Source organism: Brevibacillus laterosporus DSM 25, from assembly GCF_002706795.1.
Classification (GTDB): Bacteria; Bacillota; Bacilli; order Brevibacillales; family Brevibacillaceae; genus Brevibacillus_B; species Brevibacillus_B laterosporus.
In genome coordinates, this window is sequence record NZ_CP017705.1 from 3008451 (window position 1) to 3023833 (window position 15383).

Sequence of the window (15383 nt, forward strand, 5' to 3'; positions counted from 1 at the left end):
CTCATTAGGAAGTAGCCGATGGAAAACGTTTGTCACAGTATTATTGCAAGGAAAGGTGATTCTAGATGTCCAATCGAGAAGAAGATTCTATCCAAAGAAATGAAACGAACAAGCAGAATACGGAAGAAATTGTAGTAGTAGGGATTGGTGCATCTGCTGGGGGATTAGAAGCGTTACAGGAATTTTTTGAGCATGTACCAGAGACGACAAACATGGCATTTGTTATTGTCCAACATTTATCGCCACATTATAAAAGCTTTATGGCTGAACTGTTGGAAAAACATACATCACTTAGGATAAAGCAAGTGACTGACGGCATGCAAATTGAGCCCGACTCAATCTATTTACATCCACCTAAGAGATATATACAACTCATTAATGGTCATTTTTCTTTAACTACGTATCCTGAAGTATCAGGGATCCATTTACCTATAGATGCATTTTTGGCATCCTTGGCTACTGAGAAAAAACAACGTGCTATCGCCATTATTCTCTCGGGAACAGGGACAGATGGGTCCAATGGAATAAAGGCCATCCATGCATATGGAGGAATGGTTATGGCACAAGATTGCGATTCGGCCAAGTTTGATGGGATGCCAAGAAGCGCCCTATCTACGGGAGTAGTAGATTTTATTTGTGCGCCATTTCAACTAGGAGAGCTTTTAGTACATTATGTAAAACGCTATGTGCTTGGTGAAATGGAAGAGGTACAAAATAATGCGGAAGATCAGGTAACAGAAATACTCACCCTACTTACAAGGTACAACGGAATAGATTTTACTGGATATAAACGTGATGGTATCATCCGGAGAATTGAACGACGAATGAAAATAAATAACAAGGAATCTTTGGAAGAGTACCTTCAGTTTTTAGAGGAAACACAAGAGGAGCAAGGAGCTCTACAAAAAGATATGCTTATTAATGTCACCCATTTTTTTCGAGATCAAGAAGCGTTTCACATTGTAAAAACAAATGTAATACCAAATATTATCGAAAATAAACAAGCAAATGGTGAACAACATGTACGTATTTGGGTAGCCGGATGTTCCACAGGAGAAGAAGCTTATTCTCTTGCTATGCTGTTTGATGAATATTTATGTAAAAAGGAAATCACACTTGATGTGCGAATTTTTGCTACCGATTTAGATAAAGAAGTCATAAACTATGCTGCTCAGGGTATTTACCCAGCATCAATTGAAAAGGATATTTCCAAAGATTTGTTAGATAGGTATTTTAAGAAACAGGGTGATGTATATCAAATTATTAAAAATATCCGTAGAATGATCGTTTTTGCCCCACATAATATCATAAAAGATCCACCGTTTGTCAATATGGATTTTATCACATGCCGAAACATGATGATTTATTTTCAACCAGACGTGCAGAAAAGGGTACTGAGCTTGTTTCATTTTTCTTTGCATCCCAAGGGATATTTATTTTTAGGACCAAGTGAGAGTATAGGTAAGCTAGCGAATTTGTATGTTCCACTCAATCGCAAATGGAATATTTTCACCATTCGGAAATCGAATCAGATCATTCCCAACCATTCTATACGTATTGATAAAGAAAGTGGACGTCCAATCCTCCAGACCAACCCGATGAAAATAGGGGAAAGAGAAATGATTTCTGGAACCAGTAAGATGGACGATATATATGCAACAATCATAGAGGAGTATTTACCAGCATGTGTTATTGTCGACCGAAACTATGACATCGTTCATACTTCAGGTTCTGTCAATAAGTATCTAACCTTACCACGTGGCAAAATTACACTCAATATTTTTAAGTTAGTTTCTCCAACCCTATCAGTAGCCATTGGATCGGCTATGCATAAAGTCAGGAAGGAAAATAAAGAGATTACTTTTACCAATGTCAAAGTAAAGGGGGAGGATGACGTTTCTGAGCTAATAACACTTAGCATTACCAATTTTGCTCCACATAAATATAGCGGGCAATATATGATGATTACATTTAGGGATGAAGCAAAACCTGTCATACACCCAGAAGATACGCAGCAAAATTTTAATGCCCAAAGTACGACAACACAACGAATCCGTGAGCTGGAGCAAGAATTACAATATGCGCAGGAAAGTCTACATGCAACCATCGAAGAACTAGAAACCTCGAATGAAGAACTACAATCTACTAATGAAGAATTAATTGCTGCAAATGAGGAACTCCAATCCACTAACGAAGAACTCCAATCTATTAACGAAGAATTAATTACAGTCAATGCTGAACATCAAGCAAAAATCCAAGAATTACTAGACTTAAATAATGACATAGATAATTTCCTGTTAAGCACGAAAATCGGGACGATATTTTTGGACAGAGATATGTGCGTACGCCGATTTACACCAGCGGTAACCACCCTTATTAATCTAATGGATATGGATATTAATCGTCCGATTAGTCATATTACCCATCAATTGAAATATAACAATTTGGTAGAAGATGCAGAGCACGTCTTACATAGCATAATGCCGTTGGAAAAAGAAATTCAAAGCCTGAATGGACAATGGTATAGCATGGAGATTTTGCCCTATCGGACACAGGATAATTTTATTAAGGGTGTAGTCATTACGTTTGTAGATATTACGGAACTGAAAATGGCAAACAAAGAGCTACAGAAACTTTCATACGCTATTCATCAAATACCCAATAGCATTATCATTACAGGTCTTGACGGTAAAATTCAGTATATAAATCCTTCTTTTACAGAAAAGACAGGCTACACAGGAGAAGAAGTGATCGGTCAAAAGCTTAATCTTATTGAAGATCACGAGGATTATGAAGGGAATATTCAAGAGGAAATAATTCAAACCCTAGCCAAGGGGAGGAATTGGTATGGTGAATTGCAAAGCAAACGCAAAAACGATGAGGCCTTTTGGGAACGAACGGCATTCTTACCAATTAAAAATGAGGAAGGGGAAACCATTCATTTCCTTAAAATTGGAGAGGATATTACCCAACAGAAAAAAGCAGAAGAGATGTTGCGTAAATCTGAAATGTTATCTGCTGTTGGTCAACTAGCTGCGGGAATTGCTCATGAGATACGAAATCCATTAACAGCATTAAAGGGATTCATACAGTTAATGATGGCAGATGGGCAGGGAAACGAGAAGTATTTTCAGATTATGATGGGCGAGTTTGATCGTATTGAGTTAATTATTACAGAATTACTGTTATTATCTAAACCACATGCCCTTAGCTTCCAGACAGAGGATATTGGAATTATTCTCAATGATGTATTAATGCTAATCGAAACTCATGCATTAATGAACCAAGTAAATATGATCCCAGTAATTCCAACGCCTTTACCTAAGATTCATTGTGTGGAAAATCAACTAAAACAAGTATTGATTAACGTGCTGAAAAATGCCATCGAATCTATGCCAGCTGGTGGCAGTGTTGACGTACATGTTCGTAAAAAGGCAGGAGGAAAAATTGCTATAGAGATTACAGATCAAGGCAAGGGAATTCCTCAGGATAAATTAGCAAGAGTAGGTGAGCCATTCTTTACCACTAAAGAAAAAGGAACGGGATTGGGATTAATGGTTAGCTACAAAATTATTGAAAACCATAATGGTGAAATACAGATTGAAAGCGAGCTAGGTAAGGGAACGACAGTCCGGATTATTTTGCCAACTGTTTCCATATAAAAAGTTCAGTGTAACCTCCTTTTTTTCGTGACATCCCGAAAAAAAGGGGGTTGATTACATTCAGGATGTTTTTATATCTCCTCGATAATTAGTGGTTGGGGTAGGGAGTATTTGAAAAAAGTGTGGAAATTGTTGGTTGAAAAATAAGGGACTTGAATGTAGGATAATAAATTGTGAGGCGAAGTAAAATAATGGTATAAATGAGAAAGAATGAGTTTGGATAAAAATCACGAAAGGAGAAAGAACATGCAGAAAAAAGGGAGATATTCAGGAGTGTTGCTACTTATAGGCTGCTTACTACTGGCTGGTGTTAGCATGGGAGGAATTACTACAGAAGCAAGCAGATTTCAATCAAGTACATTCGTAGACAAGCAAACAAACGAATCTGTAAGAAAGCAAGTACTCGATCAACAGACTTCTGGTGAAGAAATTCCAACTAGAGTGTCTAAACAAACCTTTCCTTTCTATGTGGCCATGCAGAATGAACAAACGGTCTTGTTATGGGATGCATCCAAGCAAGATAGTCAGCTGATACCTGTAGCGACAGATGGCAAGGTTCAGATTATAGATTGGTCAGCTAACAAAGAGTGGATTGCCTATTTACGTAGTCCTGATAGAAAAAGCTACTCAGGTCCGTGGTATTTATGGATATCGAAGGCGGATGGGAGCAAGAAATATCAAGTAGACTCAAGAGAAATTACGGGTACTCCCAAATGGTCACCTACAGAAAATATGTTGGTTTATCAGACAAGAGAAGGTTCACGAGAAGAAGGCATAGTCGTTCGAATTACTCCAAATGGCATAGAGAGAATACAGACTATTTTTCAACAGAATGAGGTAAATGAAGTATCTGATTACTCATGGTATCCAGACGGAAAAAGTCTTGCAGTATCCTTCCCACAAACTCAAATTGAAAATTTGCATATTAATCAAGTTTTCTTAGATGGTACCTCACGAACGCTATACCGCCAAATGACCTCTACTATTACTGAAGGAATCTATGCTCGTGATGCTACCGGACTAGTATGGTCGCCAAATGGGGCCTATCTTGCCTATTTCGAAAAACCTAATTCCGGTTCGATATCAGCAGATGGAGTACCCATTAAAGTGTTACAAATTCACTCACAAAAAATTTTTCAAATAGGTGTGGGGTTAGCTTATCCAGAGTGGCTGACCTGGTCCAAGGATAGTACTCGACTTGCCTTTATAAATGGGGGAGATCGCATGGCCACCTATGGAAAAAATTTAAGAATATGGGAGGTGCTAAATAAACAGGTATATAACAAAGGTCAAACGGATAAAGTGGATTCCTTGCCCACTTTTGGTTCAAAAGAAGATGCTCCACTTCTATTTTTACGTGGACAGGAAGCTCCGTGGCCAACCGAAATGGAAAATCACCCCTTAGTGCCGGGTCAACGTATCTGGCAGCTAAATCAGGCAGATCAAGCAAAACCTATCACCACTGGTTCATCAGCAACAGCGGACAGTTCTTATTCTTTGGCACCAACAGGTCGTCAAGTAGCATATGTTCGCTTGCAAACTCCTACTACTGGTTCGTTATTTGTAAAAGATTTACGTACGGGTAAAGAGCATGAGCTTCTTAAAGGTGTAACACTTTCCAGTGGTTATTATGGAAGTTACCTACCAAGCTGGATACAGATTGCCTGGAAAAGGTAGGTTTAGAAAAAACGGAAGAGCTTGACAACCTGGGGCATTGCTTCAGGCTTTTTTATGCTTAAACCAGATAGAACGGTACTAGTAACAAAGAAGGGGAAAAGCCTATTAACATTTTTAAATCATAGTCACTCCGACCCTTTTATATTGAGACAAGATGGGGTATTGTGGAAAGCAGGATGGATGGAGAAAAAATGAAGGTTACGACAGAAGGAGAAGTTGCAATGAATGACGTTTCAGAAATGATGAATTCGCTCATCCTCTCTTTTCTTGTCGGGATGGGGGTAACCCTACTCATTGTGGGGACCGCCGGACTGTTACGCAAACAGGGGAAATTAGACATCGAGAAAAGAACTATTTGGAAAAAAGCGAATCGTAGCCAAACGTTTTGGGAAACAAATAGTGATGCTTGCCTACTTCTTAACACAAATAGAGAGATTTTAGAAGTAAATCCTGCCTGGAGAAAACTGATAGAGCATGAAGATTCTACAGAAGCTGGATGTTCAAGCATAGCATTTATGGACTATGTAGGCCAAGAAGAAGTACCAGCTATACGAAAGCATTTACACCGAATGTTCCAAGGTGAAACCCTGAATGCTAATGTTACATTAGTTAAAAAGAGCCATCTTTCCTTACACGTCAATGTAACATTTCTGCCGTTGATCAGGCGAAAACGCGTCTTAGGAGGTCTTCTAATGATACGTGATTATACTGATCAAAAGAATGTGGAGGAGCAGCTTTACCATATGGCATATTACGATGCCATAACCGACTTACCTAATCGACGTTTGCTAGAAGTGAGATTTCAAAAAGCACTGCAAACGATGAGTAATCCAGAACAAATAGATAAACTAGCTGTACTATTTTTAGATATAGATAGCCTTCAAGGAATTAATCATTCTCTAGGTCACCAATTTGGTGATTTGGCACTTATCACGGTCGCTAACCGTTTAAAAGCGTGTGTACGTGAATGCGATACCGTATCGCGGTTAGATGGAGATGAATTTATTTTATTACTACCTAGCATTATGCAAGATGAGCTTTACCTTATCTCAGATAAAATTATTCAAGCCATTGAACAGCCTTGTTTAATTAAAGGGCATAAAGTGCATGTAACAGCGAGTATTGGAATTGCTCTTTACCCAGATGATGGGCAAGATGTACAAGCTCTTATTAAACAAGCTGATACTGCAATGTTCCACGCAAAAAGCCGAAATGGCAGCCATTATAAACTTTTTTCTCCCATAATGAATGATATAGATTTTGAACGGCTACATGTAGAAAGCGAATTACAACGAGCGTTGGAAAATCGCGAATTACGGTTATATTATCAACCAAAGGTCTCTTTAGAGACACAACGAATTGTAGCCATGGAGGCCTTGATACGTTGGGAACATCCTTTTAAGGGACTTATTTTACTAGATGAATTTCTACCATTAGCTGAACAGACAGGCCTTATTATACCTATCGGTGAATGGGTATTACGTACTGCTTGCACACAGGCAGTAGAATGGCACCAACAGGGATATCCTCCAGTACGAATTTCAATTAATCTTGCGAATCGTCAAATTTGGAAACATAATTTTATTGATATGGTAGCTACAATTTTAAAAGAGACAGGTCTACAGGCAGAATATCTGGAGCTCGAGCTTACTGAAAATATGCTATTAAATAACAAGCGAGGATACGAGCTTGTCTACCAGCTAAAAGAGCTAGGCGTACAAGTAAGTCTTGAGCAATTTGGCAGTGATTTGCACAGTTTACGTCACCTAATCGAATTGCCAATTGATCGAATTAATATCGATCGCCGGTTTATCTATGAGTTACCGTATGAGGATAAAAATCAGGCTGTTGTATTATCTGTGATTGCATTAGCTCAAAAGCTAGATTGGACAATATTGGCAAAAGGGGTAGAAACTCAGGAAGAATTAGATTATTTAAGCAAACATCGCTGTGATGAATATCAAGGATACCTGTTTCAAAAGCCTGTCTCTTCTGACAAAGTCAAAGCATTACTACGTCAAAACCTGGTGCTTTTAAATAGAATGAATGAAAGATAAAGCCCCTTTATTTTCAAAATAGCTGAAAAATGGTAAAGACTGAGCAATAGGCTAATTGTTCGGTCTTTTCTTTTATAAGGAAGAAAAGATATTTATCCACATTCTCTCAACTTTTTCTCAAAACTATGAATACTCTATCCCCTTCATTCATATAGTAGAAGAGAGGATGTACAGCTTTTGATGTGAACGAAACCATTTTGTCTAGTTTATCAATAGACAAACAAATGATTTCCGAATAAGGGGGAGTGTAATATGTTAAACCATGAACGATTGCCAAAACGAATGATCGTCTTACCTATCATTGGAATATTGTTGGCTGGATGCGGTAATGGTGTTCAAGCCACTCCTGACTCTGAAAAAACAGATCAGATAGTCAATTCAGGTATTACAGCTACTGTCTCGGAAGAAAACAAAAGCAACGATCAGTCAAGTAAGACACTTCAACCATCTACAAATCAAAATTCTAGCAATCCAGCTAGTAGTAAGGGACAACCGCCAGCTCAAACAAAGGAATTGACTTACACGATTGATGGAAAGCAAGTAAGTGAGCAGGGGCAGCTCTTTGAAAGCCACTTAGGGTATTATCTTTATTATTTACCTGACTTTAAAGCCACAGGTGAAGAGCCAGGGAAAGATATGCTCTTTTCTGAGAAGAATGACCGCTACGCTGTCCGTATTGAGCAAATGCCGGATAAAATAGATCTAACTGCTCAAAAGAAGCTAATGGAAGTTGAATTAAGTGATTTAGGAAATGTACAGAACCTGAAAAAAGAGCAGGAAACAGATCCTTTTTTGCAAAAAACAGCTCTTCATCTCGGTGTAGATACGAAAGACGATCATAAGGAAATTATCGTTACAAAAATAGATAAAAGGTGGTTCAGGTTTACGCTATTTGCTCCTAAAGAAAAGGAGAATGCTGTTATTCTCCCGCAACTCTTCGCTATGCTGAAAACCATTATGGTAAAAGAATAATCGACAACAAACCATAGATGAGGGTAAGTCTCAAAGAATCAACTAAATAAGATGAAGTTAAAATAGTGGATATATGACCAATACAATTGAGCCTTGTGGATTTCGATGTATTGGTTTTTTGTTGCATGAAAATACCTCTATCCTTCATAATGTAAGAACATATGATCTTATATTATAATAGGTGATAATAAATGGAAATTCAAGAACAAATTTTTGCTTATGTCATTTGGAAAGAGGCAGGAAAACATTTAAAAAGGGATACAGAGCTACTAATCAATTCTTCCTTAAAACTTGGGAAGGCATATGGGCAATTGCTCACCTTCCTTTGCGAAGTAGCGTATGCGATGGAGAAGGCAGCCGCGAAAGACTTACGAAAAATAGATGTAAGAATGCTTGCCATCGAGGAGGATCATGGGGAGACATTTGTACTATGGAAGCATAGAGGAGAAAATCGGTTAATGAGAATTCCTTTTGTACGAATAAAAAGACAGATTCAAGAAAAAATGGAAGATATGATTGAGTCTTTACATAAACGTACGGAAAAACTTTAAATATATCCGCTTACATTACCAATTTTGCGACAAAAAGATGGGGGAATCCAAAAAAACTTGGTATAATAGCTACGACATTATATCTATTTTTGAGAGGAGACTCAATACATGAAAAAGAGTATTACCGGATATTCCCTCTTAACAGGCTTACTTGCTTCTTCTTTATTTGCAACAAGCGCATTTGCAGCACCTCTTCAACCAGTTACACATGCAAACTGGATGAAAGAACAAAACATTATCTCTGATTTGTCCTTGGAAAGAAATATTACATTGGCGGAAGTAGCAGCAACAATGGTAAAAGTGAAAGGTGTTACCTTGGGTGCAGCGCAAGGTAAAGCACATTGGGCTACCCCTGCATTGCAATGGTTGGAAAAACAAGGTGCACTAACAGCAGCAGAAGTAAAAACACCAGTAGTGAATGTTTCTTCTGACAAAGCGATCGCAATTGCCAAAAAACTAGGCTATGACTTGAAAGTAGACAAAAAAGCTACGCTAACTCGTGGTGATTTCTTACAAGCACTAGGTAATGCTATCACGACTCATATAACAATCGCACATACAAATGATGTACATGGTCATATCGATGAAAATGAGAGCGGTAAAGAATTTGGTTATGCCAAAATGTCTACCTTAATCAAAGAATGGCGTGAAGAAAACAAAAACTTCTTATTGTTAGATGCTGGAGATACGTTCCAAGGAACAGTATTTGTAAACCAGTTTAAAGGTGAGTCTATTCTTCCGATCCTTAACTACTTAAATTATAATACGATGGCAGCAGGTAACCATGAATTTGACTTTGGATATGAGCAACTGTTGAAATTGCGTGATCAATTGAAATACCCAGTCATTAATGCGAATGTAATCAAAGAGGATGGTACTAACCTTCTAGTTCCGGTATACAAAACAGAAATTAATGGCAAAAAGTTTGCTTTCCTCGGCTTTGTAGCTGAAGATACGCCAATCCTGACGCATCCTGACAATGTAAAGGCTTTAACTTTTAAATCGCCAGTAGAAGTGGCTAAGAAAATGGTACCTGAGTTGAAGAAAGAAGTAGATCATGTTGTAGTCGTTTCTCACATTGGTGTGGATGTTGACCGTGAAGTAGCAAAAGCGGTTGATGGTATTGACCTTATCGTAGGCGGTCATTCGCATACACCATTACAACAACCTGAAAAAGTAAATAATACGTACATCGTTCAGGACTGGGAATATGGTAAATCACTAGGTCGTGCTGATCTTTTCTACTACAAGAACAAGCTCGTAGGCTTTAGCGGTGGTTTAGTTGAATATGATAAAAATGTAAAAGCTGATCCAGAAGTAGAAAAACTGGTAAAAGAAGTAGTAAATAAAGTAGATGACGCTATGAAAGTAGTAATCGCAAAAGCTGAAGTACCGCTTGATGGTGACCGTGAATTAGTTCGTAAAAAAGAAACAAATATCGGTAACTTAATTGCGGATGTTATGCGTGAAAAAACGCAATCCATCAAAGGACATGAAGCGGATATTGCCATTACAAATGGCGGTGGAATCCGTACTCAATTGCCAGCGGGTGATATCTCTAAGAAAGATTTGTATACGTTGCTACCATTCCCGAACACGCTCGTAACGATCGAGGCAACTGGGGATGAGATCGTTAAAGCATTGGAAGTAGGTGTGAGTGAAGTAGAGAAAGGTGCAGGTCGATTCCCGCACATCAGCGGCATGTCCTTCTCCTACAATCCGACAAAACCTGCAGGTCAGCGCCTTGTGGAAGTTAAGGTAGCAGGTAAACCAATCGATCTGAAGAAAACATATCGCATCGCAACGAATGACTTCATTGCGACTGGTGGCGACGGCTACTCAACACTGAAAAAACCAGCGTTTGATACCGGCTTCACTCTTTACAGCATCATGGAAGATGCATTAAAAGAGCGCAAGATGATTGCACCTAAAGTTGAAGGTCGCATTGTAGAAGTAAAATAAGTAAAGTGAATAGATAATAAAACGGGCAACTTTCTGGTCATGAGACTGGAGAGTTGCTTTTTTTGTTGCTCATGAATCCAGTAATAGTTATTTTTATCCAATGTGACTAGGTTTGGCTATTCTTGAATTGTTCATCACATTTATGGATTATTATTTATAGTGTTACTTTATGTCTGTATATAAAGAACAAAATAAAAAAATGATGAAAAATGTAAAAAAATAAGTTGACAATATTTTCGAAATATTTAAAAATGGGAATGTATTCAAAAAATTTTATTGGGAATGGAGGAATTATTTTGAAAAAACGTCAGGTCTCATCTAGTATTATTGCTACTGTTTTGTTAGGGTCTAGCTTATTGGGAGGTGGACTTCCAGCATTCGCAAAGAGTGATGTCATGTATAACAGTGACTGGGAAACTCCTTCGTACATGAGTGAGAAATGGAAAGCACCTAAGAAAGTCAAAAAACAAGAGATTGTATGGAAGTATTTATCCGACAAGAGTGATGTCCTTAAAGTACAAGGCGAGGTAGAGAATCAGTTTGAGTTGCTAAACGAAATAGAGGATGAAGAGACTGACACAACTCATTATCGTCTACGTGAGGTATATAAAGGAGTTCCAGTGTACGGTTCAGATCAAACTGTGCATTTAAATGAAGATGGGGATGTAACGTCCTTCTTTGGACAAGTAGTTCCTACAGAGTCTTTGGAAAAAGTAAAAACAACACCCAAATTAAAAGAAAAAGATGCGATTAAAGCTATCAAAAAGGATTTGAAGAAAGAAGTAGGAGAAGTAGAGGAGTTTAGCGTTGAGCCAGAGGCAGATCTATTCATCTATCCTCAAGAGAATAAAGTTTCGTTGGCCTATGTAACAGAAGTAACCTTCCTTGAACCAGAACCAGGTCGTTGGTTCTACGCAATTGATGCTCAAAATGGAAAAGTATTAGACAAATATAACATTATGGAGCATGTTACAAAGGCGCATAAGTCTAATATCAAAGTAGGAGAGGCAGTAGATTCAACTGTGGATGCTCGTTCCTTGGATGGACAAGCAGATGAAGCTGGTTCAGAGGACCCAAATGCATTAGGTACAGGTAAAGGAGTTTTAGGAGATACAAAAACATTCCAAACCACATATGCGAATGGTACCTATTCTTTAAAAGATACTACTCGTGGTAAAGGGGTAGAAACCTATACTGCACGTAATGGTACCTCCTATATGTACCCAGTAACAAGTACAAATAACACTTTTAACGATCCAGCGGCAGTTGATGCTCACGCTTATGCGGGTAAAGTGTACGACTATTATAAAAATACGTTTAATCGTGATAGCTTTGATAATGCTGGTGCCAAACTAAATTCTATCGTTCATTATTCTACGAACTATAACAATGCCTTCTGGGATGGCGCTGAGATGGTGTATGGCGATGGAGATGGCAAAAGATTCATCAGCCTATCTGGTGGGCTTGATGTAATCGCTCATGAATTAACTCATGCTGTAACAGAAAGAACAGCAGGTTTGATTTATAGAAATGAGTCGGGTGCATTGAATGAATCTATTTCTGACATTTTTGGTGCAATGGTAGACCGTGATGATTGGGAAATCGGTGAAGATATTTTCACTCCTGATATCCCTGGTGATGCTTTACGCTCACTATCTGACCCAGCTAAATATAACCATCCTGATCATTTGAGCAAAAAATATACAGGAACTGGAGATAATGGTGGCGTTCACACCAATAGCGGTATCAATAATAAAGCAGCCTACCTTATTTCTGAAGGTGGCACGCATTATGGAGTTACCGTTGAAGGAGTAGGACGTGAAGCAACTGAAAAAATTTACTATCGTGCATTAACTGTTTATTTAACTTCAACTTCTACCTTTGCTCAAATGCGTCAGGCAGCAATCAACGCAGCAACAGATTTGTTCGGTGCTGATTCCGCTGAAGTAGAAGCAGTAAAAGATGCTTACAAAGCGGTTGGTATCAACTAAGCTATTATTTTCTTTCTCTGAAACGACATATACCAAAAACCTCGACCAAATGATTGCGGTCGAGGTTTTTTGAGTGTGTCGAGCTACATGAAAAGTTTTAGAGAGGATAAAGTTGACCTTCTTCTTAACTCTTTACACTAGACATACAAATAAATGACGGAATAAAAGGGAGGGAACGGGATGGCTTTCATAGAGGTAGAAGAGGGTGTACACATCTACGTGGAGGATTTGTATCCAGAGGGCGATAAAACAGTGGTGTTTATTCATGGATGGCCAGTGAATCATCAGATGTATGAATATCAGACCACTTGGTTGCCAAGCTATGGATACCGTTGTGTCGGAGTGGATCTGCGCGGATTTGGTGATTCGGATCGTCCTTGGCAAGGATACTGTTATGATCGACTAGCAGACGACATTCACGTCATAATTGAGACGCTTTGTTTGGAAAATGTTACGTTGGTCGGACATTCGATGGGAGGAGCTATTTCCATTCGATATATGGCCCGACATAAAGGATACCAGGTGGGAAAATTGGCTTTGTTAGCAGCAGCAGCACCATCGTTTGTTCAACGAAAGGATTATCCGTATGGAATGACGAAACGGCAAGTAGATGAATTAATCCATAAGACGTACACAGACCGACCAGCTATGATGCGTGACTTTGGAAATATCTTTTTCCACCTTCCTGTTAGTGAAGAGCTTCGTTTATGGTTTTGGGGGCTTGGTATGGCAGCTTCTAACCATGCTACAGCCATGACAGCAATGTCGTTGCGAGATGAGGATTTACGTTCCGACTTAGCTCAGATACATGTACCTACGGGAATTTTTCATGGAAAACATGATATGGTATGCCCATTTGAATTTGCTTTGGTGATGCATCAAGGAATATACGGATCGCAATTGTTTCCGTTTGAGCAGAGTGGGCATGGGGTATTTTATGAGGAATTAGCTCTTTTTCAACACAGATTTTTATCTTTTTTAGAGTCCTAACATTTTTTATAGATTGAGTAGAGAGAACGAATGTATTAAAATGTATATCGTTGAATAATTATTTGTTTGTATGCAATATGACAAACTTCTGAGGAGACTTATGCAGACAGTTAAAAAAGACAACTATTTTCATATAACTACATCTAAGCAGCTTATGCGTTTTCTGATCCCATCTATCATCGGGGTGTTATTATTTATTACCCCGGTTTCTATGGGTGGACAAGTTACTATTCCAATAGCATTATTGTCCCGATTGTTGCAGGAGCAATTCGCTAATATTCTACCGCAGCTCGTAACAATCTTTATTAGTATTACAGCTCTATTGAGTTTGTGGGCCAAGCTATTTCGCCCAGCGGCTCTGACTACCAAAACCTCTTTCTGGACGACCTTATGCCGGGTTTCGCCTTTTTGGCTGGTAATGCGGGTGGTTGGAATGCTTTTGGCTATTTGCACATTGTTCCAAATAGGCCCAGAATGGATTTGGTCTGAAAGTACTGGTGGTATGCTTTTATACAATTTGTTGCCGTTACTATTTACCGTTTTTTTATTCGCTGGTCTATTCATGCCTCTTTTAATGAATTTTGGGCTATTAGAATTTTGCGGTACGTTATGTATAAAAGTAATGCGTCCTTTATTCAAACTGCCGGGGCGATCCTCTGTCAATTGCATTACATCTTGGCTTGGGGACGGGACGATCGGCGTATTGCTTACTAGCAAGCAATATGAGCAGGGGTTTTACACGAAGCGTGAGGCTGCGGTTATTAGTACGACATTTTCGGCTGTATCTATTACGTTTTGCTTTGTTGTGCTGTCCCAAGTAAATCTTGCGCATATGTTTGTACCGTTTTATCTGACTGTTACTTTTGCAGGGCTGATTTCGGCTATTATTATGCCGCGTATACCGCCATTATCACGTAAAGCAGATACGTACCATGAAGGTGTAATTCCACATCAGGAGGATGGAGAAAACGAACTATCGTTAGTAAAAAAAGGATTGAAACTAGCGGTGGCGAGGGCGGGGCAAAATAAAAGCATGTTTGCTTTTCTGCGAGAAGGCTCACACAATGTATTGGATCTGTGGCTTGGTGTTACGCCAATCATTATGGCAGTCGGAACCGTTGCGCTGATCATTGCGGATCAAACTCCTATTTTTGCTTGGCTAGGCTTGCCGTTTACTCCTTTGCTAGAGTTATTACAAATACCTGAAGCACAAGCGGCTTCGCAAACATTAGTTGCTGGTTTTGCTGATATGTTCTTGCCAACTGTACTTGCCAGCGGGATTCAGAGTGAGTTGACTAGATTTGTCATTGCTTGTATTTCAGTTACTCAGCTAATCTATATGTCTGAAGTAGGTGGCCTGTTATTAGGCTCCAGATTGCCTGTTACGATCAAAGATCTTCTACTGATTTTTCTATTACGGACCTTAATTACATTACCAATTATAGCTGGTATAGCACATTTGTTGTTTTAAATTATGATAAGTTAGCGATGGTTCCATAAGAATCATCGCTTTTTTACTGC

General features: G+C 38.8%; 9 protein-coding genes. All 9 read left to right on the forward strand.

Going from position 1 to position 15383, the window contains the following annotated elements:
• Positions 1-65 precede the first annotated feature (65 nt).
• Entirely contained in the window at positions 66-3662 is a 3597-nt protein-coding gene (locus BrL25_RS14740; RefSeq protein ID WP_018671538.1) for a CheR family methyltransferase, read from the forward strand.
• A gap of 246 nt (positions 3663-3908) precedes the next feature.
• Complete coding sequence (locus BrL25_RS14745) at positions 3909-5339, forward strand: hypothetical protein (RefSeq protein ID WP_018671537.1); 1431 nt, start codon at positions 3909-3911, stop codon at positions 5337-5339.
• A gap of 221 nt (positions 5340-5560) precedes the next feature.
• Positions 5561-7396, forward strand: coding sequence for a putative bifunctional diguanylate cyclase/phosphodiesterase (locus BrL25_RS14750; protein WP_236848045.1), 1836 nt, complete (start codon positions 5561-5563; stop codon positions 7394-7396).
• 252 nt (positions 7397-7648) lie between these two features.
• The gene (locus BrL25_RS14755) at positions 7649-8368 is read left to right on the forward strand and encodes a DUF8580 domain-containing lipoprotein (RefSeq protein WP_018671535.1); all 720 of its coding nucleotides are present in this window, start codon (positions 7649-7651) and stop codon (positions 8366-8368) included.
• A 191-nt stretch (positions 8369-8559) separates the two neighbouring features.
• Positions 8560-8919, forward strand: a complete 360-nt coding sequence (locus BrL25_RS14760) for a YhjD family protein (RefSeq protein ID WP_018671534.1) — start codon at positions 8560-8562, stop codon at positions 8917-8919.
• Positions 8920-9027: 108 nt separating this feature from the next.
• Positions 9028-10881, forward strand: a complete 1854-nt coding sequence (locus tag BrL25_RS14765) for a bifunctional metallophosphatase/5'-nucleotidase (protein WP_018671533.1) — start codon at positions 9028-9030, stop codon at positions 10879-10881.
• Positions 10882-11177: 296 nt separating this feature from the next.
• The gene (locus BrL25_RS14770) at positions 11178-12872 is read left to right on the forward strand and encodes a M4 family metallopeptidase (protein ID WP_018671532.1); all 1695 of its coding nucleotides are present in this window, start codon (positions 11178-11180) and stop codon (positions 12870-12872) included.
• A 180-nt stretch (positions 12873-13052) separates the two neighbouring features.
• Complete coding sequence (locus tag BrL25_RS14775; RefSeq protein WP_018671531.1) at positions 13053-13862, forward strand: alpha/beta fold hydrolase; 810 nt, start codon at positions 13053-13055, stop codon at positions 13860-13862.
• A gap of 100 nt (positions 13863-13962) precedes the next feature.
• Positions 13963-15333, forward strand: coding sequence for a YjiH family protein (locus BrL25_RS14780; protein WP_018671530.1), 1371 nt, complete (start codon positions 13963-13965; stop codon positions 15331-15333).
• Positions 15334-15383 lie beyond the last annotated feature (50 nt).

Excerpts from the sequence above, each read along its gene's own strand:
- BrL25_RS14740 (WP_018671538.1), top strand. The coding sequence starts at position 66 with ATGTCCAATCGAGAAGAAGATTCTATCCAAAGAAATGAAACGAACAAG.
- BrL25_RS14745 (WP_018671537.1), top strand. The coding sequence starts at position 3,909 with ATGCAGAAAAAAGGGAGATATTCAGGAGTGTTGCTACTTATAGGCTGC.
- BrL25_RS14750 (WP_236848045.1), top strand. The coding sequence starts at position 5,561 with ATGAATGACGTTTCAGAAATGATGAATTCGCTCATCCTCTCTTTTCTT.
- BrL25_RS14755 (WP_018671535.1), top strand. The coding sequence starts at position 7,649 with ATGTTAAACCATGAACGATTGCCAAAACGAATGATCGTCTTACCTATC.
- BrL25_RS14760 (WP_018671534.1), top strand. The coding sequence starts at position 8,560 with ATGGAAATTCAAGAACAAATTTTTGCTTATGTCATTTGGAAAGAGGCA.
- BrL25_RS14765 (WP_018671533.1), top strand. The coding sequence starts at position 9,028 with ATGAAAAAGAGTATTACCGGATATTCCCTCTTAACAGGCTTACTTGCT.
- BrL25_RS14775 (WP_018671531.1), top strand. The coding sequence starts at position 13,053 with ATGGCTTTCATAGAGGTAGAAGAGGGTGTACACATCTACGTGGAGGAT.
- BrL25_RS14780 (WP_018671530.1), top strand. The coding sequence starts at position 13,963 with ATGCAGACAGTTAAAAAAGACAACTATTTTCATATAACTACATCTAAG.